This is a genomic window from Streptomyces sp. NRRL F-6676 (assembly GCF_000725625.1).
GTDB lineage: Bacteria > Actinomycetota > Actinomycetes > Streptomycetales > Streptomycetaceae > Streptomyces.
Genome location: NZ_JOHS01000010.1, coordinates 290,947 through 310,576 on the forward strand (window position 1 = coordinate 290,947; position 19,630 = coordinate 310,576).

Genomic DNA, 19,630 nt, shown 5'->3' on the forward strand with positions numbered 1-19,630 from the left:
ACATGAGCACCCGACTGATCCACCGTCCCGCCCGGACCACCCGACCCGCCCCCGCGCCCGACCCGCGCTCCATAGAGGCGCCGCCCAACCTGCCCGAGGGCAAGGCGGGTTCGATCGCGACCTCGCTGCTGCCGGTGGCCGGCGTGATGTCGTCCGTGGTGATGATGACCGTCGTCCGCAACAGCCAGTTCGCGGGCCTCGGCGCCATCATCCTCGTCGTCACCCTCACCGGCTCGATGGCCCTGGTCTTCTCCCAGCGCGGCAAGGCCCAGCGCACCCGCCGCACCCAGCGCGAGGCCTACCTCGCCTACCTGGAGGACCTGCGCGAGGAGCTGTCCACGGAGGAGCGGGAGCGGCGCGAGCGGGCCCAGGTGCTCAACCCGCCGCCGGACGCCCTCTACGACATCGTGCGCGACCCCGCCCGGCTCTGGGAGCGCCGCCGGACCGACCCCGACTTCCTGCGCGTGCGCGTCGGCACCGGCGAGATGCCCGTACGGGACCTCAAGGTCGCCCAGCAGGGCTCCTCCGTGCTCACCCCGCCCGACGAGTTCATGCTCAACGAGGCGTCCGCGCTGATGGCCCGCTTCAGCACCGGCACCGAACTCCCGCTCACCGTCCCGCTCGACCGGGTCGGCGACATCAGCGTCATCGGAGCCCGCGAGGACACCCTGCGGGTGGCCCGCGCCCTGCTCGTGCAGGCCGCCGCCACCCACGCACCCGACGACGTGGCCATGGCGCTCGCCGTGCCCGGGGACCGGCTGGAGGAGTGGGAGTGGGCCAAGTGGCTCCCGCACCTGCTGGACTCCGAACAGTTCGACGGCCCCGTCGCCGCCCGCCGCATCGCCCCCTCGCTGCCCCAGCTCGCCCGGCAGATCCGCCCCGAGCTGGCCCGCCGCGCCTCCTACGCCGCCGAGGTCCGCCGCGGCCTGTCCGGCAAGGACGCGCTCGCCCTGTCCTCCCGGCTGCTCGTCGTCGCCGACGGACACGGCGAGGACGCCGTCGACCTGCCCCGCCCGGACGACGCCGTCGGCCTGCGCGACATGGGCGTCACCGTGCTGCACCTGCTCGACCGGCGGGTCCAGGAGCCCGGCCACGTCGGCGTGCGGATCACCGTCGAGGGCGAGCGCGTCGTCATCGAGGACCTGCGCGAGGCCGAACCGGTCGGCGCGCACGGCACCGTCGACGAGGTCGGCGTCCCCTTCGCCGAGGGCCTCGCCCGGATGCTCGCCCCGATGCGGCTGTCCGCCGACTCCATGGGCGCCGACGCCCCGCTCTCCGGACCCGTCGACTTCGCCGACCTGCTCGGCATCGACGACGTCGCCCGTCTCGACCTGGACCGGCTGTGGGCGCCGCGCGGCGAACGCGCCTTCCTGCGCGTGCCGATCGGCGTCAACGACTCCCGCGAACCGGTCCTGCTCGACCTGAAGGAGTCCTCCGAACTCGGCATGGGCCCGCACGGCCTGTGCGTCGGCGCCACCGGCTCCGGCAAGTCCGAACTGCTGCGCACGCTCGTCCTCGCCCTGGTCGCCACCCACCCGCCGGAGGACCTCGCCCTCGTCCTCGTCGACTACAAGGGCGGCGCGACCTTCGCCCCCTTCGCCGAAGTCCCGCACGTGGCCGGCGTCATCACCAACCTGGAGAACCAGGCGGGCCTCGTGGAGCGCGTCCACGCCTCCCTGGCCGGCGAGGTCAAGCGCCGCCAGCAGGTCCTCAAGGACGCCGGGAACGTCGCCGACATCGGCCACTACGCCGCCCTGCGCGCCGAGAAGCGCCCCGACCTCGACCCGCTGCCCCACCTGTTCGTCGTCATCGACGAGTTCGGCGAACTCCTCACCGCCAAGCCTGACTTCATCGACCTGTTCCTCTCCATCGGCCGCATCGGCCGCTCCATCGGCGTCCACCTGCTGCTCTCCAGCCAGCGCATCGAGGGCGGCAAGCTCAAGGGCCTGGACACCTATCTGTCCTACCGGCTCGGCCTGCGCACCTTCTCCGCCGACGAGTCGCGCACGGTCCTGGACACCACCGACGCCTTCCACAACCTGCCCCCGCTGCCCGGCTTCGGCTACCTCAAGGTCGACACCAGCCACTACGAGCGGTTCAAGGCCAGCTATGTCTCCGGCGCCTACCGGGGGCCCGTGCAGCGCGAGGCCGAGGAGGACACCGGGCTGCTCGCCCTCGCCTACGAGGCGTACAACACGCTCGGCCGGGACGAGGCCGGCGGACCCGAGGAACCGCAGATGCGGCGCCGGGAGACCGGGCCCACCGAGATGGGCGTCCTCGTCGGACAGATCGAGGACTCCGGCAGCGCCCCCGTCCGCCAGATCTGGCTGCCCCCGCTGCCCGACGCCATCGCCCTGGACAAGGTCGCCGGCCCCGTCGAGGTCGGCGCGCGCGGCATGCAGCTCGCGAAGCGGCGCGGCCCGCTCCAGGCGCCCATGGGCCTCCTGGACGACCCCACCAAGCAGTGGCAGGGCCAGTGGTACTTCGACCTCACCGTCGCCGGCGGCCACGCCGCCGTCATCGGCGGGCCCCAGTCCGGCAAGACCACCCTGCTGCGCACCCTCGCCCTGTCCCTCGCGCTCACCCACACCCCGCAGGAGGTCGGCATCTACGGCCTCGACCTCGTCGGCGGCGGCCTCCAGGCTCTGGCCGGGCTGCCGCACGTCGGCGGCGTCGCCGGCCGCGCCGACCGGGAGCGCGCCGCCCGCACCATCGACTCGGTGCGCGCCATGCTCGACCAGCGCGAGGAACTCTTCCGCGTCCACAGCATCGACTCCCTCGAACAGCTGCGCGACCTGCGCGCCGCGGGCCGGCTGCCCGAACTCGCCTCCACCGAGATCGTCCTGCTCATCGACGGCTTCGGCGCCCTGCGCGACGACTTCGAACAGCTCGACGACGCCGTCGTCGACATCCTCAAGCGCGGCGGTGGCTACGGCATCCACGTCGTCGCCGGCATGCTCCGCTGGAACGACGTCCGCATCGCCACCCAGTCCCAGTTCGGCACCCGCATCGAACTGCGCCTGAACGACCCCAGCGAGTCCAGCGTCGACCGCAAGCTCGCCGAGACCCTCGCCCCCGGCGAGAAGGGCCGCGTCCTCACCGACGGCAAGCTGTTCGCCCAGGTCGCGCTGCCCCGCACGGACGGCCTCGCCGACACCGGCGACCTCGGCGCCGTCCTGGAGCGCACCGCCCGCGGCATCCGCGCCACCTGGACCGGCGACGTCGCCCAGCCCGTCCGGGTCCTCCCGCACGTCCTCGAACCCCGGCAACTGCCCGGCCCCGCCGCCGAACCGCGCCGGGTCCCGATCGGCCTGGACCAGAACCGGCTCGCCCCGGTCCTGCTCGACCTGTTCGACCGCGACCAGCACCTGATCGTCATGGGCGACAGCGAGTGCGGCAAGACCAACCTGCTCAAGGTGATCGCCCAGGGCCTCATCGAGCGCTACAGCGACGAGGAACTCGTCTTCGGCGTCTTCGACCCCCGGCGCGGACTGCGCGGCGCGATCCCCGAGGAATACCGGGGCGGCTACGCCTACAACGCCAAGCTCGCCGGGGGCCTCGCCACCGGCATCGCGGGCGAACTGGAGAAGCGGCTGCCCGACGAGAGCGCCGACACCGAGGACCTGGAACCCGGGAGCTGGGGCGCGGGCCCCCGCATCGTCATCCTCGTCGACGACTACGACGTCCTCACCACCGCCGGGCAGCAACCGCTCGCCCCGTTCCTGCCGTACATCCCCTCCGCCGTCGACATCGGCCTGCACTTCGTGCTCACCCGCCGCGTCGCCGGCGCCTCGCGCGGACTGTACGAGCCGCTGCTCCAGGGGCTGCGCGAATCCGGCGCCAGCGCGCTGGTGATGACCGGCGACCGGGGCGAGGGTCAGCTCTTCTCCGGGGTCTACGCCACCCAGCAGCCCTCCGGCCGCGGCACCCTGATCCGCCGCGGACAGCCCAACCGCCTCATCCAGACGGTCTACACCGGTACGGACTGACCGGTGCCCACGACGGGACGACAACACAGCCGCACGGCACCCGCAGCCCGGGTGCCCACCGCCGACGCGACGAAGGGCCTGCCCACCTCATGACCAAGGACGTCATCGCCCTCACCCGCAAGATGCCCGATCCGCTGAGCGTGCTCGCCGGGCTGCTCTCCGGCGGCCCCGACAAACTGGTCGGCGCGGAGGGCGACGGCGCGGTCGTGCAGCTCTGCGACGAGGAGGGCCGCCCGCTGGTCTCCGTCGAGGCCCCGCTCCTGGTCCAGGTCCGCGGCGAGGCCCAGCGGCTGCTCGACGCCACCGAGCCGGAGGTCCCGTACTGGTGGACGGAGGCCCGCGCCACCACCGGCGTGCGCGAGGCGGAACAGCTCGCGGGCACGTTCGCGGCGCGCGTGGCCAGTCTGGTCGGCGGCACGGCGTGGCCGCGCGAGGCGGCGACCTCGCTCGCCGTGGTGAAGACCGACGGGGTCAGCGCCGTGCCCACCCCGGCCGCCGCCCAGCCGGCCGTCGACGTGCTCACCGACAAGGTCGCCGTCGTCATCCAGGACCGCCCCGTGGTCGCCATGACGGCCTGGCTCTCCGACGCCCTGCGCGCGGCGGCCGCCGCCGAACTCGGCCTCCAGATCGTCACCCCGGCCGGCACCCGGCTCTCGCCCGCCGTCCGGGGCAGCCTCCCCGGCTGGCCCTCGCGCTGGGTGGTGCAGGACGAGCAGGACGGCTACTACGACGGCCTCTCCGGCGCCGTACTGGAGTGGAAGAACGGCCTGTTCGTCACCGTCGAGTCCCCGGAGGCCACCCCGCGCGACCCGCGCACCCCGGTCGCCGCCACGTTCGCGGCGGACACCGCCGACACGGGCGAACGCCAACTCGCGCTCTCCTTCCGGGCGATCCACCCGGCCGACGACCGCCTCGTGCTCGGCGGCGCGGTGGAGGCCGTCTGGCAGGCGGTCACCGGCGAGTCCCCGGCCGGCTGGGGCACCGAGGAACCGGCCAACCTGCCGTGGAACCTGCGCCAGTTGACCGACGTGGCGTACGAGCGCTCGCCCGCCCCGACCTGGCTGGTCGTCGTCGGCACCCCCGAGCGGCCGGGCCTGGCCACGGTGCGGATCAGCCGTACGACGGGCGGCGTGGAGGAGGACGTCACGCTGGCGTTCGGCTACGGACCGGGGGAGGAGGTCCCGGTGGACGCCGTACCGAAGGCGGCGGAGGTACTGGCTACCCGGCACGACCTGCAATCCATGCTGGCGCAGATCCGCCGCGCCCGCCGCGACCTCTCCGTCCCGCCCCGCTTCGAGGGCCCCGGCGTACCCCTGGCCTTCGCCCTGGGCGCGGAAGAGGTCCGCGCCATGCCGGGCGACCGCGCCCGCAACACCCCCCTGCGCGAGAAGCCGAGGGAACTGGGCCCGCGGACCCGCCCGTCCCTCTACTACCCCCTCCCGGGCGACCCGTCGGACCTCTCGGCCTGGCAGGACTTCGAACGCCTGATGAGGCACTTGAAGGGGGCGTAGGGGAGGCGGCCGTGCACCCCTCTAGGCGTCCTTCTCCCGGGCCCCCGCGCCCAGCGTGCGGAAGGCCCACGACAGCTCCGGTTCCATCACGAACCGAAAAGCCCTCCGCACCGGCGGTGTGCACAGCACCGTGACGACCGCCGCCGCCACCACCGTGGCGGCGGCCTCACCCCACACCTGCTGCGCCCACGCGTGGTCGTACCAGCCCCAGAACCGCGAGCCCTTCGCGAGGAACCCGTGCAGCAGGTACCCGTACAGGGTGCCTGCGCCCAGCACGGTGAACCACATCTTCCGGCGCGGCACCCACGCCAGGAAGCACCCGGTCAGCACCATCGAGCAGCCGAACAGCGCGAGCGTCATGACCACGCCCACCCACCACGGCGCACCCAGCTCCTGCGCACTGTCCCGGTGGTAGAACCAGGCCGAGTTCATGCGCGGCCCGGCCCAGTACGCGAAGGCGACCGCGGCGGCCGTCACGGGCACGGACAGCATCCGCACCGCCCGGCCGCGCAGCCGCCGGAAGTGCTCGGGCTTCATGAAGAGACCGACGACGAAGAACGGCAGGAATTGCAGCACGCGCTGGAGATCGAGGTCGTCGCCGATGTCGGGCGAGACGGAGGCCAGGCAGGCGATGACGAGCGCCAGCGGCACCGGATGGCGGACGACCTTCCACAGCGGGGTGGTCAGCCGCCACACGAACAGCGCGATGAGGAACCAGGTGAGGTACCAGGGGTCGAGCAGACTGATCGGATGCCCGGGGTCGTCGTCGGCCCACCGCTTGAACAGCGAGTACGCCACCTCGAAGACGGCGTAGGGCACGGCGACGCCGGTGATCAGGCGCCGGAGCCGGTCGGGCCGCATGTCGAAGCTGCGGGAGAAGTAGCCGGAAATGAGGATGAACGCCGGCATGTGGAAGGTGTAGACGACCATGTAGAGCGCCTCGGCGGCGCGGCTGTGGTCGGTCAGCGGCTCCCAGGCGTGGCCCATGGCGACGAGGACGATCGCCAGATACTTCGCGTTGTCGAAGAACGCGTCACGCTGTGTGGCGGGCCGGGCGGCGGGGGAGCCGTCCGTGGCGGTGGAGCCGGGCGGGCGGTGCGGATCGCGGGGTGTGGGCACCCCGTCCGCCACCGGACGGGCCGGGGGGAGCGGTGCGCGGGGATCGGAGCCGTGCGGTCGCAGCGAGTTGGTCACCGGGCCTCCCACCGAGTGTTCGGCGGGAGTGACCGGGACCTCGCTGCACATACGGGGGACGAGGCAGCGGAGAACATTTGAGGCACCCTAGCGCTGTCCGTGGGGCTTCGTAAAACCCCTGTGGCTAATCCTGGTTATGGCCTGCGCATACCCCCGATTCACAGAAGTCGGCAGAAGGAATCGCGTGTTCTGGGCCACATCCGGGGTACCGAGTCGTACGTCGGGCGGTCATCAATTGCCATGCCGTACGCGGCCGTTGTGTCCTGCTTCATCATGATGAAGCAGGACCAAAGGGGCATGGACCGCCTGTCCGCTTCCCGAGGTATGCCGGTTGTGCGCGTGCGGGGGCCGCGCACACGGCGGCCCCTCGCGATCCCCCGTTCCCGCAATGGGAATTATCCGCGAACGAGATGTGTGGACATGGAAACGATCCTCGGGAATTACCCCCTGGGCGGTGGCTCGAATTCACGTGCGAAATATGCGCGTTGAGCGGCGCGCACGCGGGCGCGCGCCCGTCCCGCACGCGTCTCGACGGACGGAAGTGCACGACGATGCCTCACGCGCCGCATACGGAGGGCCTGTTGGTGGCACGATGGTTCTGGCGGGGGCGCGCCGGGTTGGCGTCCCGGGCCGGTAGTGCGGGACCGACCGAGGGTGTGATCTGTTGTGGCCATTTCGCTGTCAGTGGTGCTGCTGTTGGCGATCATCCTGGTGGTGATGGTGCGAGGGGGCTCCATCAAGGCGGGCCCGGCCATCGTCGCCGTCCTCTTCGGCTTCTTCCTCGCCTCGACCGGCATGGCCCCGTCGATCAACCGCTTCATGAACTCGATAGCGGACATGATCAACTCGATCAGCTTCTGACCGCCGGGACCGGCCGCGGACGGGCGCCGCACACGACGACGGCCCCCGTCCCGCCCCGCCCCTCGCAAGGGGCGGAACCGGGCCGGAGGCCGTACCGGAGCGGGCGACGGGAATCGAACCCGCGTAGCTAGTTTGGAAGACTAGGGCTCTACCATTGAGCTACGCCCGCAGCGCGGACCGCAGGTCAGTGACCGCGGCACCGCACGCATCGTAGCGGGTCGCCCACCGACAAGGCCAACGCGCATCCCGCCGCACGCGGCGCGGAACCACGGCGCACACGCCCGCGCAAGGATGCCGCGCGCGCCGGTGGCGGGATCCCGCGCACTCCGTGTGAGGACGGCGCGCGCCCCGCCGGATCAATGCGGTCGGCGCACCCCTGCCGGGCATGTACCCTACGTGTCGCACCAGACGGGGTGTGGCGCAGCTTGGTAGCGCGTCCGCTTTGGGAGCGGAAGGCCGTGGGTTCAAATCCCGCCACCCCGACCACCGGGCCGGCCCGCCCGTCACCTCTCCGGCAAGATCGCCTTTGGGCGCGTGAACAGCCTGCGGTTACTATGCAGAATGCGCGCCCGTGTGTCCGCACAGTCACGTCTTACCGGACGGACGGCTCGGCTGTCTCAAGGGCGCGAATCCGCTGAGGCCCTGCCCCGGTCGTCACCGATCTCCGGCAGGCGCGTACAGCAGAACCCGAAGAAGTCAGCCACAAGGAGACCGAACCGTGAAGAGCGCCGTGGAGACCCTGAACCCGACCCGGGTTCGGCTCACTGTTGAGGTGCCCTTCGAGGAGCTCAAGGACAGCCTCGACGCGGCGTACAAGAAGATCAACCAGCAGGTCACGGTGAAGGGCTTCCGCAAGGGCAAGATCCCCGCCCGGGTCATCGACCAGCGGTTCGGCCGCGGTGCGGTCCTGGAGGAGGCCGTCAACGACGCGCTTCCGAAGTTCTACACCGACGCGGTCAACGAGGCCGAGCTGAACCCCCTGGGCCAGCCCGAGGTCGACATCAAGGAGCTGAAGGACAACGAACTGCTGTCCTTCACCGCCGAGGTCGACGTCCGCCCGGCCCTCGAGATCCCGGACTACTCCGGCATCGAGGTCGAGGTCGACGCCATCGAGGTCACCGACGAGGACGTCGACAAGGCCGTGGAGGAGCTGCGCGAGCGCTTCGCCTCCACCTCCCCGGTCGAGCGCGCCGCCGAGGACGGTGACGTCGTCACCCTGGACCTCGAGGCCAAGGTCGACGGCGAGATCCTCGAGGACGGCGTCGCCAAGGACGTCTCCTACACCATCGGCTCCGGCGAGCTGCTCGACGGCATCGACGACGCCGTCAAGGGCAAGTCGGCCGGCGAGGAGGCCACCTTCACCTCCGAGCTCAAGGGCGGCTCGGCGGCGGGCAAGGAGGCCGAGGTCACCGTCAAGGTGTCCCAGGTCGCCGCGCGCGAGCTGCCGGAGCTGGACGACGAGTTCGCCCAGCTCGCCTCCGAGTTCGACACGCTGGCGGAGCTGCGGGACGACAGCCGCAAGCGCCTGGCGAACATGAAGGAGTACGACCAGGCCACACAGGCCCAGGAGCGCGTGCTCGACAAGCTCCTGGAGCTCGTCGAGGTGCCCGTCCCCGAGAAGCTGCTCGAGGACGAGATCAACACCCGCAAGCACAACCTGGAGCACCACCAGCTCGGCCAGATGGGCCTCACCCTCGACAAGTACCTGGAGCTCCAGGAGAAGACCGCCGAGGAGTTCGAGACCGAGACCCGCGAGGCCGCGGTCAAGGGCATCAAGACCCAGTTCGTCCTCGACGAGCTGGTCAACAAGGAGAAGCTCAACGTCAACCAGGAGGAGCTCACCGAGCACCTGGTGCGGCGCGCGGCCGGCTCCGGCATGTCCCCCGACCAGTTCGCCCAGGCGGTCGTCGAGGGCGGCCAGGTCCCGATGCTGGTCGGCGAGGTCGCCCGCGGCAAGGCGCTGGCGGTCGTCGTCGAGGCGGCGACGGTGAAGGACACGAACGGTGAGGTCGTCGACCTCAGCGACGACGAGGAAGAGGGCGAGGAGGCCGCCGCCGGCTCCGCGGACGAGACGGTGGCCGAGGCCGCCGCCGACGCCGAGGAGAAGGCCGAGGACTCCAAGGAGTCCTGACCTCCCCCGTACGTCCGGAACGGGCCCCGAGCGAGAGTTCGGGGCCCGTTTCCCGTTCTCGGGGAGCGCCGCGGGGTGTCCGGTGCGTGTCCGGCCGCGGGCCGGTGAGGGCTGGTCGCACAGTTCCCCGCGCCTCTGATGGGCGCGGCCCTGGGCCGGTGGTTGCAGGGAACCGCCGGTGCCTGGCAACGCCGTGCGCCGCGCCGCCGTCCCTCAAGGGGCGCGGGGAACTGCGCGACCAGCCCCCACCGGCCCGCAGCCCACCACCCCCCGATGGACCCACGGCGAAAAGGAACCCGGGGTCCGGGGCGGAGCCCCGTGGCGGGGTCCGCACCGCCGGGTGCCATTCGTACCGTGGGCCCACCAGAAAATCCGCGCCGTCAGCGGAGCGCATGCGCTCACAGCGAACACCCCCTTACGCGGGATTCCCCGGAGGGACCCGCGCGTTAGGGTCCATGAGTACGAGGGCAGGGGAGTCCCCGAACAGCGCCGGACGGCCCCACGCCCCGGCAGAACACGTGAGACGGCCCGGCGCCGTCGTAAGACGAGCAGGTGGATACGTGACGAATCTGATGCCCTCCGCCGCCGGCGAGCCCTCCATCGGTGGTGGCCTCGGCGACCAGGTCTACAACCGGCTGCTCGGCGAGCGGATCATCTTCCTCGGCCAGCCGGTCGACGACGACATTGCCAACAAGATCACCGCACAGTTGCTGCTCCTCGCCGCCGACCCGGAGAAGGACATCAACCTGTACATCAACAGCCCCGGCGGCTCGATCACGGCGGGCATGGCCATTTACGACACCATGCAGTTCATCAAGAACGACGTGGTCACCATCGCCATGGGCCTCGCCGCCTCGATGGGCCAGTTCCTGCTCAGCGCGGGCACGCCGGGCAAGCGCTTCGCCCTGCCGAACGCGGAGATCCTGATCCACCAGCCCTCCGCCGGACTGGCGGGCTCGGCCTCGGACATCAAGATCCACGCCGAGCGGCTGCTGCACACCAAGAAGCGCATGGCCGAGCTCACCTCGCACCACACCGGCCAGACGGTGGAGCAGATCACCCGCGACTCGGACCGCGACCGCTGGTTCGACGCGTACGAGGCCAAGGAGTACGGCCTCATCGACGACGTCATCACCCACGCCGCCAGCTTGCCGGGCGGCGGAGGCACCGGAGCGGCGTGAGCGCTCCCGTCCGCGCGCACGCCCCGCGTGCGTGACCGCGACAGCGCCCACGCGTACCGCCCCTGCCGACCGCCACAGCCCCTCTCAGGCCCCAGGAGACAACCCGTGAACGACTTCCCCGGCCGTGGCCTCTACGGCCGCGTGCAGGCCGCCCAGGCCGAGTACGACGGCCCCCGTGCCGAGTCCCGTTACGTCATCCCGCGCTTCGTCGAGCGCACCTCGCAGGGCGTGCGCGAGTACGACCCGTACGCGAAGCTGTTCGAGGAGCGCGTGATCTTCCTCGGCGTGCAGATCGACGACGCCTCGGCCAACGACGTCATGGCGCAGCTGCTGTGCCTGGAGTCGATGGACCCCGACCGTGACATCTCGGTCTACATCAACAGCCCCGGCGGCTCCTTCACCGCCCTCACGGCCATCTACGACACGATGCAGTTCGTGAAGCCGGACATCCAGACGGTCTGCATGGGTCAGGCCGCCTCGGCCGCCGCCATCCTGCTGGCCGCCGGAACGCCCGGCAAGCGGATGGCGCTGCCCAACGCGCGCGTGCTGATCCACCAGCCCTACAGCGAGACCGGCCGCGGGCAGGTCTCGGACCTGGAGATCGCCGCCAACGAGATCCTCCGGATGCGTGCCCAGCTCGAAGACCTGCTGGCCAAGCACTCCACCACGCCGATCGAGAAGATCCGCGAGGACATCGAGCGCGACAAGATCCTCACGGCCGAGGAGGCCCTCTCCTACGGCCTGATCGACCAGATCATCTCGACCCGGAAGATGAACAACAACTCGGTCCGCTGAACCAGGACCTCCATCGGAGCTGTATCGTCTGCCGCCCCTTGGTTCGGTTCGACACGCCGCACGTCGGACGCGCGTCGAAGTGAACCCTGCCAAGGGGGGCCCGAACGGGGGCCGCGGCAAGGTACCGTCGGACATAAGGCAGCACCAGGAGTCGCTGGACGTTGACGTCCAGGCGGTTCCCAGGCGAAGGGGAAGCACACCGTGGCACGCATCGGTGACGGCGGCGATCTGCTCAAGTGCTCGTTCTGCGGCAAGAGCCAGAAGCAGGTCAAGAAGCTCATCGCAGGCCCCGGTGTGTACATCTGCGACGAGTGCATCGATCTCTGCAACGAGATCATCGAGGAGGAACTCGCCGAGTCCAGCGAGGTGCGCTGGGAGGAACTCCCCAAGCCCCGCGAGATCTACGAGTTCCTCGAGGGATACGTCGTCGGCCAGGAGCCGGCGAAGAAGGCCCTCTCGGTCGCGGTGTACAACCACTACAAGCGCGTCCAGGCCGGGGAGAACGGCGGCGCGCAAGGCCGGGACGACGCGATCGAGCTGGCGAAGTCCAACATCCTGCTCCTCGGCCCCACCGGCTCCGGCAAGACCCTGCTGGCGCAGACGCTGGCCCGCATGCTCAACGTCCCCTTCGCCATCGCCGACGCCACGGCGCTGACGGAGGCCGGCTATGTCGGCGAGGACGTCGAGAACATCCTGCTCAAGCTGATCCAGGCGGCCGACTACGACGTCAAGAAGGCCGAGACCGGGATCATCTACATCGACGAGATCGACAAGGTCGCCCGCAAGAGCGAGAACCCGTCGATCACCCGGGACGTCTCCGGCGAGGGCGTGCAGCAGGCCCTGCTGAAGATCCTGGAGGGCACCACCGCCTCCGTCCCGCCGCAGGGCGGCCGCAAGCACCCGCACCAGGAGTTCATCCAGATCGACACGACGAACGTGCTGTTCATCGTGGGCGGCGCCTTCGCCGGTCTGGAGAAGATCATCGAGTCCCGCGCGGGCGCCAAGGGCATCGGCTTCGGCGCCACCATCCGCTCCAAGCGGGAGCTGGAGTCCAAGGACCAGTTTCAGGACGTCATGCCCGAGGACCTGGTCAAGTTCGGCATGATCCCGGAGTTCATCGGCCGGCTCCCGGTCATCACCTCCGTGCACAACCTCGACCGCGAGGCCCTGCTGCAAATCCTCGTCGAGCCGCGCAACGCGCTGGTCAAGCAGTACCAGCGGCTGTTCGAACTCGACGGCGTGGAGCTGGACTTCGAGCGTGAGGCGCTGGAGGCCATCGCCGACCAGGCGATCCTGCGGCAGACCGGCGCGCGCGGCCTGCGCGCCATCATGGAGGAGGTCCTCCAGGGCGTGATGTACGAGATCCCGTCCCGCAAGGACGTGGCCCGCGTCGTCATCACCGCCGACGTCGTCCACTCCAACGTCAACCCGACGCTCATCCCGCGTGACGCCCGCGGACGCGGCCCGGGCGAGCAGAAGTCGGCCTGACCGCACACACATGAAGGGGGCGCCCGGCGAATCCGCCGGGCGCCCCCTTCATGTGTGCCGTGCCGCCGTCAGGCCTTGACGCGCGCCTTGCCGCGCAGTTCGGTGCCGAACGAGGACACCTGGTCCTGCGGGATGCCGGCCCCCGTCTTCGAGGCGGTCAGGTCGAAGCCGTTGACGACGCCGTAGGTGCTGTGGTCCGCCCAGACGCAGATCGGCATGTCCAGGCTCTGCGTGCCCTCCGTGATGTGCGCCGTCTGGCACTTCATCAGGGCCCCGTCCAGACCGCTCGGCTTCACCGTGGCCGGGCTGCCCTTCCAGGAGATCTTCTCCTTGTCGTCGCCCGTGGACGACGTCTTGTGGGCGTTGTCGAAGCCCGCGTCGATCGTCGCCTCCGGGTCCTTGATGTCCCCGTAGGCGCCGTTGAACGACATGATCTTGCCGCTGGTGCCGGGACCGGCGGTGTACGTCGCCTTGACGACGTGGCCGTTCTCGATGCCGATCGTCTTCAGCTTCTCCGGGCTGCTGGTCCCTGTGGGACCGCCGTCGTCGTCGGTCGTCAGACCGTCCGCCTTGGCGTAGTCGCCGACCGCGGCCGGCGCCACCAGCTTGTGCGGGCCGTCGTCGGCGACCGAGGCGCTGCCGCCGTCGTCCCCGCCGCTGACCACGAAGTACGCGCCGACCGCGATCGCCGCGACCACGGCCACCGCGCCGATGATCAGCCCCGTCTTCTTCTTGCCGCCGCCCGGCGCCGCCGGCTGCGGCGGGTAGGGCTGCTGCCCGTAGCCGGGCTGCTGGCCGTACGGGGGCTGGCCGCCGTAACCCTGCGGCTGGCCGTACGGGTTGGGCTGCTGCGGCGCGCCCTGCGGCTGCTGCGGGTAGCCGTAACCGGGCTGGGGCGAAGTCTGGGGTGCCTGCGGCGGCTGCCCGTAGCCGGGCTGCGGGGCCTGCGGCGGCTGACCGTAGGGTCCCGGCTGACCGTACGGTCCGGGCTGCTGAGGCTGCCCGCCGTACGGGCCCGGCTGGTTGTGGCTCATCTCTGGGTTCCCCCTCGATTTCCTGTGTGGCCCTGACATCCTGGCGGAAGGGCCGTGCCGGAGGGACGGCGGGGGCCGCACCGTTACAGAACAAACGCGTTTCAGAACCCGGCCGTGACACCTCTAAACTGAGCGGGTGACCGAGAACGCTCAGCAGCAGCCCACAGCGCCCCGCACCGAACTGCCGACCCAGTACGCGCCGGCCGAGGTAGAGGGGCAGCTGTACGAGCGCTGGGTCGAGCGGGGTTATTTCGAGGCCGACGCCAAGAGCGAGAAGCCGCCGTACACCATCGTCATCCCGCCGCCGAACGTCACGGGCAGCCTGCACCTCGGGCACGCCTTCGAGCACACGCTCATCGACGCCCTGACCCGCCGCAAGCGCATGCAGGGCTTCGAGACGCTGTGGCAGCCCGGCATGGACCACGCCGGCATCGCCACGCAGAACGTCGTCGAGCGCGAGCTGGGCAAGGAGGGCAAGTCCCGGCACGATCTGGGCCGGGAGGCCTTCGTCGAGCGGGTCTGGCAGTGGAAGGCCGAGTCCGGCGGGCAGATCAGCGGCCAGATGCGCCGCCTCGGTGACGGCGTCGCCTGGTCCCGTGAGCGCTTCACGATGGACGAGGGCCTGTCCCAGGCCGTCCAGACCATCTTCAAGCGGCTCTACGACGACGAGCTGATCTACCGCGCCGAGCGCATCATCAACTGGTGCCCGCGCTGTCTGACCGCGATCTCCGACATCGAGGTCAACTACCAGGACGACGACGGCGAGCTCGTCTCCATGACGTACGGCGAGGGCGAGGACACCATCGTCGTCGCCACCACCCGCGCGGAGACGATGCTCGGCGACACCGCCGTCGCCGTCCACCCCGAGGACGAGCGCTACAAGCACCTCGTCGGCAAGCTCATCAAGCTGCCGCTGACCGACCGCTCCATCCCCGTCGTCGCCGACGAGCACGTCGACCCCGAGTTCGGCACCGGCGCCGTCAAGGTGACCCCGGCCCACGACCCGAACGACTTCGAGATCGGCCGGCGCCACGACCTGCCGTCCCTCACCGTGATGGACGAGCACGCCGTCATCACCGTCCACGGCCCCTTCCAGGGCCTGGATCGCCTCGAGGCCCGCTCCGCCATCGTCGCCGCGCTGCGCGCCGAGGGCCGGATCGTCGCCGAGAAGCGCCCCTACGTCCACTCCGTCGGCCACTGCTCGCGCTGCCGGACCACCGTCGAGCCGCGGCTGTCCATGCAGTGGTGGGTCAAGGTCGGCCCGCTCGCCAAGGCCGCCGGCGACGCGGTCCGCGAGGGCAAGGTCAGGATCCACCCGCAGGAGATGGAGAAGCGCTACTTCGACTGGGTCGACAACCTCAACGACTGGTGCATCTCGCGTCAGCTGTGGTGGGGCCACCGCATCCCCGTCTGGCACGGCCCGAACGGCGAAGTCGTCTGCGTCGGACCGGCCGAGGAGCCGCCGAGCGGTGAGGGCTGGCACCAGGACTCCGACGTCCTGGACACCTGGTTCTCCTCCGGCCTGTGGCCCTTCTCCACCCTCGGCTGGCCCGAGCGGACCGAGTCGCTCGCGAAGTTCTACCCGAACTCCGTCCTGCTCACCGGCTACGACATCCTCTTCTTCTGGGTCGCCCGGATGATGATGTTCGGCCTCTACGCGATGGACGGCACCCCGCCGTTCCACACCATCGCCCTGCACGGCATGGTCCGTGACCAGAACGGCAAGAAGATGTCCAAGTCCTTCGGGAACGTGGTCAATCCGCTGGACTGGATGGACAAGTACGGCTCCGACGCGCTCCGCTTCACCCTCGCGCGCGGCGCCAACCCGGGCGTCGACGTCCCGATCGGCGAGGACTGGGTCCAGGGCTCCCGGAACTTCGCCAACAAGATTTGGAACGCCACGCGGTTCGCGCTGATGAACGGCGCGACGGTCGAGGGCCCGCTGCCGGACGCCTCGAAGATGTCCTCGACCGACCGGTGGATCCTCTCCCGCCTCAACTCGGTCGTCGCCGAGGTCGACGCGTACTACGAGGACTACCAGTTCGCGAAGCTCTCCGACGCCCTGTTCCACTTCGCCTGGGACGAGGTCTTCGACTGGTACGTCGAGCTGTCCAAGACGACGTATCTGGGCGGCGGCGAGGCCGCGAAGGTCTCCGGACGGGTCCTCGGCGAGGTCCTCGACGTCACCCTGCGGCTGCTGCACCCGATCGTCCCGTTCGTCACCGAGACCCTGTGGACCACGCTCACGGGCGGCGAGTCGGTCGTCATCGCGGAGTGGCCGTCTGACAGCGGCTTCCGTGACGCCGGCGCCGAGCGGGAGATCGAGACGCTCCAGCAGGTCATCACCGAGGTCCGCCGCTTCCGCGCCGACCAGGGCCTGCAACCGGGCCAGCGGGTTCCCGCCCGGCTGACCCTCGACGGTACGGCCCTCGCCCCGCACGAGGCCGCCATCCGACAGCTGCTGCGCCTCACCCCGGAGGGCGACGCCTTCACCGCGACGGCGACGCTCCCGGTCGCCGGCGCGACGGTCGCCCTCGACCTCTCCGGCACGATCGACGTGGCCGCGGAACGCAAGCGGCTCGCGAAGGACCTGGCGGCGGCGGAGAAGGAGAAGGCCCAGGCCACGGCCAAGCTGGGCAACGAGGCGTTCCTGGCCAAGGCCCCCGAACAGGTCGTCGACAAGATCCGCGGCCGCCTGTCGAAGGCGGAGGAGGACATCACCCGCCTCCAGACCCAGCTGAACCGCCTGCCGCAGGCGTGAGGTCCTGAAGAACGTCAAGCGCAGCCCCCGGAGCCCTCAAAGCACCGGGGGCTGCGCTTCGTAAGGGGCGCGGGGCTGTTCTCGATCTGCGGCTCCGCCGCGCGGGCGCGATCAACCACGACGTACCCGCACCCGCCATTGCAACCCGCACCCCCCGAGCTGGAAGGCGCCCGAGCAAGGGGGACCGAGGGGCGCAGCCCCCACCGGGCGAGCCCTCCGTAGACTGGTCGACGTGAGTACGCTCCCGCCCGACAACGGCAACGCCCCCGACGACTTCGACGCCGACAGCGACTTCGACGACATCGTCGCCGCCGAGACCGACCGCGACCCCGACCTCGCCGTCATCGAGGCCGGCAGCCGCACCCTCCGTACCCAGGGCGGCCCCCCGGAGTCCGACGTCCCCGCCCGCCCCGCCGACCCCGAGACGGACAAGGCGCTGCGCGACGTCGAGGCGGAGCTCGCCACCCGCTGGGGCGAGACCAAGCTGGAGCCCTCCGTCACCCGGATCGCCGCGCTGATGGACGTCCTGGGCGAACCCCAGCGCTCGTACCCCTCGATCCACATCACCGGCACCAACGGCAAGACCACCACCGCCCGCATGATCGAGGCCCTCCTCGGCGCCTTCGAACTGCGCACCGGCCGCTACACCAGCCCCCACGTGCAGTCGATCACCGAGCGGATCAGCCTGGACGGGGCGCCGATCTCCGCCGAGCGCTTCGTCGAGACGTACCGGGACATCAAGCCGTACGTCGAGATGGTCGACACCGCGCAGGAGTTCCGGCTGTCGTTCTTCGAGGTGCTCACCGGCATGGCGTACGCGGCCTTCGCCGACGCCCCCGTCGACGTCGCCGTCGTCGAGGTCGGCATGGGCGGCACCTGGGACGCCACCAACGTCATCGACGGTGACGTCGCCGTCGTCACCCCCATCGACCTGGACCACACCGACCGCCTCGGCTCCACGCCCGGCGAGATCGCGGGGGAGAAGTCCGGGATCATCAAGCAGGGCGCCTCGGTCATCATGGCCCAGCAGCCGGTCGACGCGGCCCAGGTGCTGCTGCGGAAGTCGGTCGAGGCGGACGCCACCGTGGCCCGCGAGGGGCTGGAGTTCGGCGTCGTCGCCCGGCAGGTCGCCGTCGGCGGGCAGCTGATCACCCTGCGCGGGCTGGGCGGCGAGTACGGCGAGGTCTATCTCCCGCTGCACGGCGCCCACCAGGCGCACAACGCCTCCGTGGCGCTCGCCGCCGTCGAGGCGTTCTTCGGCGTCGGCGCCCAGCGCCCGCAGACGCTGGACCTGGACACCGTCCGCAAGGCGTTCGCCGCGGTCTCCTCGCCGGGCCGCATGGAGGTCGTCCGCCGCTCCCCGACGGTCGTGCTCGACGCCGCCCACAACCCGGCCGGCGCCCGGGTGACCGCCGAGGCGGTGGGCGAGGCGTTCGACTTCAGCCGGCTCATCGGCGTGGTCGGCACCAGCGGCGACAAGGACGTACGCGGGGTGCTCGAGGCGTTCGAGCCGATCTTCGCGGAGGTCGTGGTCACGCAGAACTCCACCCACCGCGCCATGGACGTCGACGCGCTCGCCGCCCTCGCGGTCGAGGTCTTCGGCGAGGACCGGGTCCAGGTGGAACCGAGCCTGCCGGACGCCCTGGAGGCGGCGATCACGCTCGCCGAGGAGGAGGGCGAGTTCGCCGGCGGCGGCGTCCTCGTCACCGGGTCCGTGTTCACCGTCGGCGAGGCCCGACTGCTGCTGAAGAGGGGCTGACCGCCGTGCGCATGCTGTGTTCCTCGACCCTGCTGGGCGAGTTCTTCGTGATCGGCTTCGCCGGACTCGTCGCGATGAAGGACCCCGGCCTGTCCGTGGGGACGGTCTGGACGGTCAGCGGCATCGCCATGGTGCTGTGCCTGCTGCTGTGCGGGGTGCTCACCCGCCCCGGCGGCGTCCAGCTCGGCTGGGCGCTACAGCTCGCGCTGATCGCCTCCGGCTTCTTCGTCCCGACGATGTTCTTCATGGGCGCGGTGTTCACCGCCCTGTGGTGGGCCTCGGTGCACTACGGCCGCAAGATCGACGAGGCGAAGGCCCGCTTCGCGGCCCTGCACGCACAGCAGGCCCAGCAGGGCCAGGGCACCGGCCCGGGCGACCTCGGTACTGCGTGATCCTTTCCTTCGGGGGCCCTGTACCCTCTGACCACTCACTCACCAGTTCCCAAGGAGTACCCCCGTGAGCCAGCGCACCCTCGTCCTCCTGAAGCCGGACGCCGTCCGCCGCTCTCTGGTCGGCGAGATCATCAGCCGTATCGAGCGCAAGGCCGGCTGGCGTATCACGGCGCTGGAACAGCGGACTCTTGACCGTGCCATCCTGGAGCAGCACTACGCCGAGCACGTCGGCCGTCCGTTCTACGAGCCCCTCGTCGAGTTCATGGCCTCCGGCCCCGTCGTCGCCCTGGTGGTCGAGGGCGAGCGGGTCATCGAGGGGGTCCGGGCGCTGGCCGGCCCCACCGACCCGATCGCCGCCGCCCCCGGCTCCATCCGCGGCGACTACGGCGTCATCGTCCGCGAGAACCTGATCCACGCCTCGGATTCGGAGGACTCCGCCGAGCGCGAGCTGAAGATCTTCTTCCCCGGCCGCTTCTGACCCACCGGCCCGCGGCCCGACTCGCCGTACGACACCGCGCCTGACGCCACGTCAGC

General features: G+C 70.8%; 13 protein-coding genes and 2 tRNA genes. 12 read left to right on the forward strand and 3 right to left on the reverse strand.

Translation table 11 applies throughout. The features are described from left to right. Window positions 1-2: 2 nt before the first annotated feature. Together IO29_RS10150 and IO29_RS10155 are read left to right on the forward strand one after the other, a co-directional pair. On the forward strand, window positions 3-3,989 hold the full coding sequence (locus IO29_RS10150) for a type VII secretion protein EccC (RefSeq protein WP_030381740.1): 3,987 nt from the start codon (window positions 3-5) through the stop codon (window positions 3,987-3,989). Window positions 3,990-4,078: 89 nt separating this feature from the next. Further along, window positions 4,079-5,500 (forward strand): DUF6177 family protein, encoded by a 1,422-nt coding sequence (locus IO29_RS10155; RefSeq protein WP_030381739.1) that lies wholly within the window; start codon window positions 4,079-4,081, stop codon window positions 5,498-5,500. A 21-nt stretch (window positions 5,501-5,521) separates the two neighbouring features. On the opposite strand, the gene IO29_RS10160 is transcribed toward IO29_RS10155, so the two are convergent. Then, on the reverse strand, window positions 5,522-6,694 hold the full coding sequence (locus IO29_RS10160) for an acyltransferase family protein (RefSeq protein ID WP_033226310.1): 1,173 nt from the start codon (window positions 6,692-6,694) through the stop codon (window positions 5,522-5,524). Window positions 6,695-7,360: 666 nt separating this feature from the next. On the opposite strand from IO29_RS10160, the gene IO29_RS10165 reads away from it, so the two are divergent. Next, window positions 7,361-7,555 carry a hypothetical protein gene (locus IO29_RS10165; RefSeq protein ID WP_051707867.1) on the forward strand — a complete coding sequence of 65 codons (195 nt, stop codon included), beginning with the start codon at window positions 7,361-7,363 and terminating at the stop codon, window positions 7,553-7,555. A 98-nt stretch (window positions 7,556-7,653) separates the two neighbouring features. Here IO29_RS10165 and IO29_RS10170 read toward each other — a convergent pair. Then, a tRNA-Gly gene (locus IO29_RS10170) sits at window positions 7,654-7,724 on the reverse strand. Between the two features lie 240 nt (window positions 7,725-7,964). Between IO29_RS10170 and IO29_RS10175 the strand changes: the two genes are divergently transcribed. The 5 genes from IO29_RS10175 (at window position 7,965) to clpX (ending at window position 13,150) form a co-directional block, all read left to right on the forward strand. Next, window positions 7,965-8,041: transfer RNA gene (locus tag IO29_RS10175), tRNA-Pro, on the forward strand. A gap of 232 nt (window positions 8,042-8,273) precedes the next feature. Next, window positions 8,274-9,686 carry a trigger factor gene (tig, locus tag IO29_RS10180; protein ID WP_030381736.1) on the forward strand — a complete coding sequence of 471 codons (1,413 nt, stop codon included), beginning with the start codon at window positions 8,274-8,276 and terminating at the stop codon, window positions 9,684-9,686. 560 nt (window positions 9,687-10,246) lie between these two features. Further along, window positions 10,247-10,867, forward strand: coding sequence for an ATP-dependent Clp protease proteolytic subunit (locus IO29_RS10185; RefSeq protein ID WP_006137351.1), 621 nt, complete (start codon window positions 10,247-10,249; stop codon window positions 10,865-10,867). Between the two features lie 105 nt (window positions 10,868-10,972). Continuing rightward, window positions 10,973-11,662 (forward strand): ATP-dependent Clp protease proteolytic subunit, encoded by a 690-nt coding sequence (locus IO29_RS10190; protein WP_030381735.1) that lies wholly within the window; start codon window positions 10,973-10,975, stop codon window positions 11,660-11,662. A 201-nt stretch (window positions 11,663-11,863) separates the two neighbouring features. Continuing rightward, the gene (clpX, locus tag IO29_RS10195) at window positions 11,864-13,150 is read left to right on the forward strand and encodes an ATP-dependent Clp protease ATP-binding subunit ClpX (RefSeq protein WP_030381734.1); all 1,287 of its coding nucleotides are present in this window, start codon (window positions 11,864-11,866) and stop codon (window positions 13,148-13,150) included. Window positions 13,151-13,218: 68 nt separating this feature from the next. On the opposite strand, the gene IO29_RS10200 is transcribed toward clpX, so the two are convergent. After that, window positions 13,219-14,184: a membrane protein gene (locus tag IO29_RS10200; protein WP_030381733.1), complete on the reverse strand. Its 966-nt coding sequence runs from the start codon at window positions 14,182-14,184 to the stop codon at window positions 13,219-13,221. Window positions 14,185-14,320: 136 nt separating this feature from the next. Between IO29_RS10200 and IO29_RS10205 the strand changes: the two genes are divergently transcribed. The 4 genes from IO29_RS10205 (at window position 14,321) to ndk (ending at window position 19,574) form a co-directional block, all read left to right on the forward strand. Beyond that, window positions 14,321-16,945: a valine--tRNA ligase gene (locus IO29_RS10205; protein ID WP_030381732.1), complete on the forward strand. Its 2,625-nt coding sequence runs from the start codon at window positions 14,321-14,323 to the stop codon at window positions 16,943-16,945. Between the two features lie 232 nt (window positions 16,946-17,177). Beyond that, on the forward strand, window positions 17,178-18,704 hold the full coding sequence (gene folC / locus IO29_RS10210; protein WP_030381731.1) for a bifunctional tetrahydrofolate synthase/dihydrofolate synthase: 1,527 nt from the start codon (window positions 17,178-17,180) through the stop codon (window positions 18,702-18,704). 5 nt (window positions 18,705-18,709) lie between these two features. Beyond that, a complete protein-coding gene (locus IO29_RS10215) occupies window positions 18,710-19,096 on the forward strand; it encodes a DUF4233 domain-containing protein (protein WP_030381730.1) in 387 nt (128 codons plus the stop codon). A 64-nt stretch (window positions 19,097-19,160) separates the two neighbouring features. Next, window positions 19,161-19,574 carry a nucleoside-diphosphate kinase gene (gene ndk / locus IO29_RS10220; protein ID WP_030381729.1) on the forward strand — a complete coding sequence of 138 codons (414 nt, stop codon included), beginning with the start codon at window positions 19,161-19,163 and terminating at the stop codon, window positions 19,572-19,574. The last annotated feature ends 56 nt before the right edge of the window (window positions 19,575-19,630 follow it).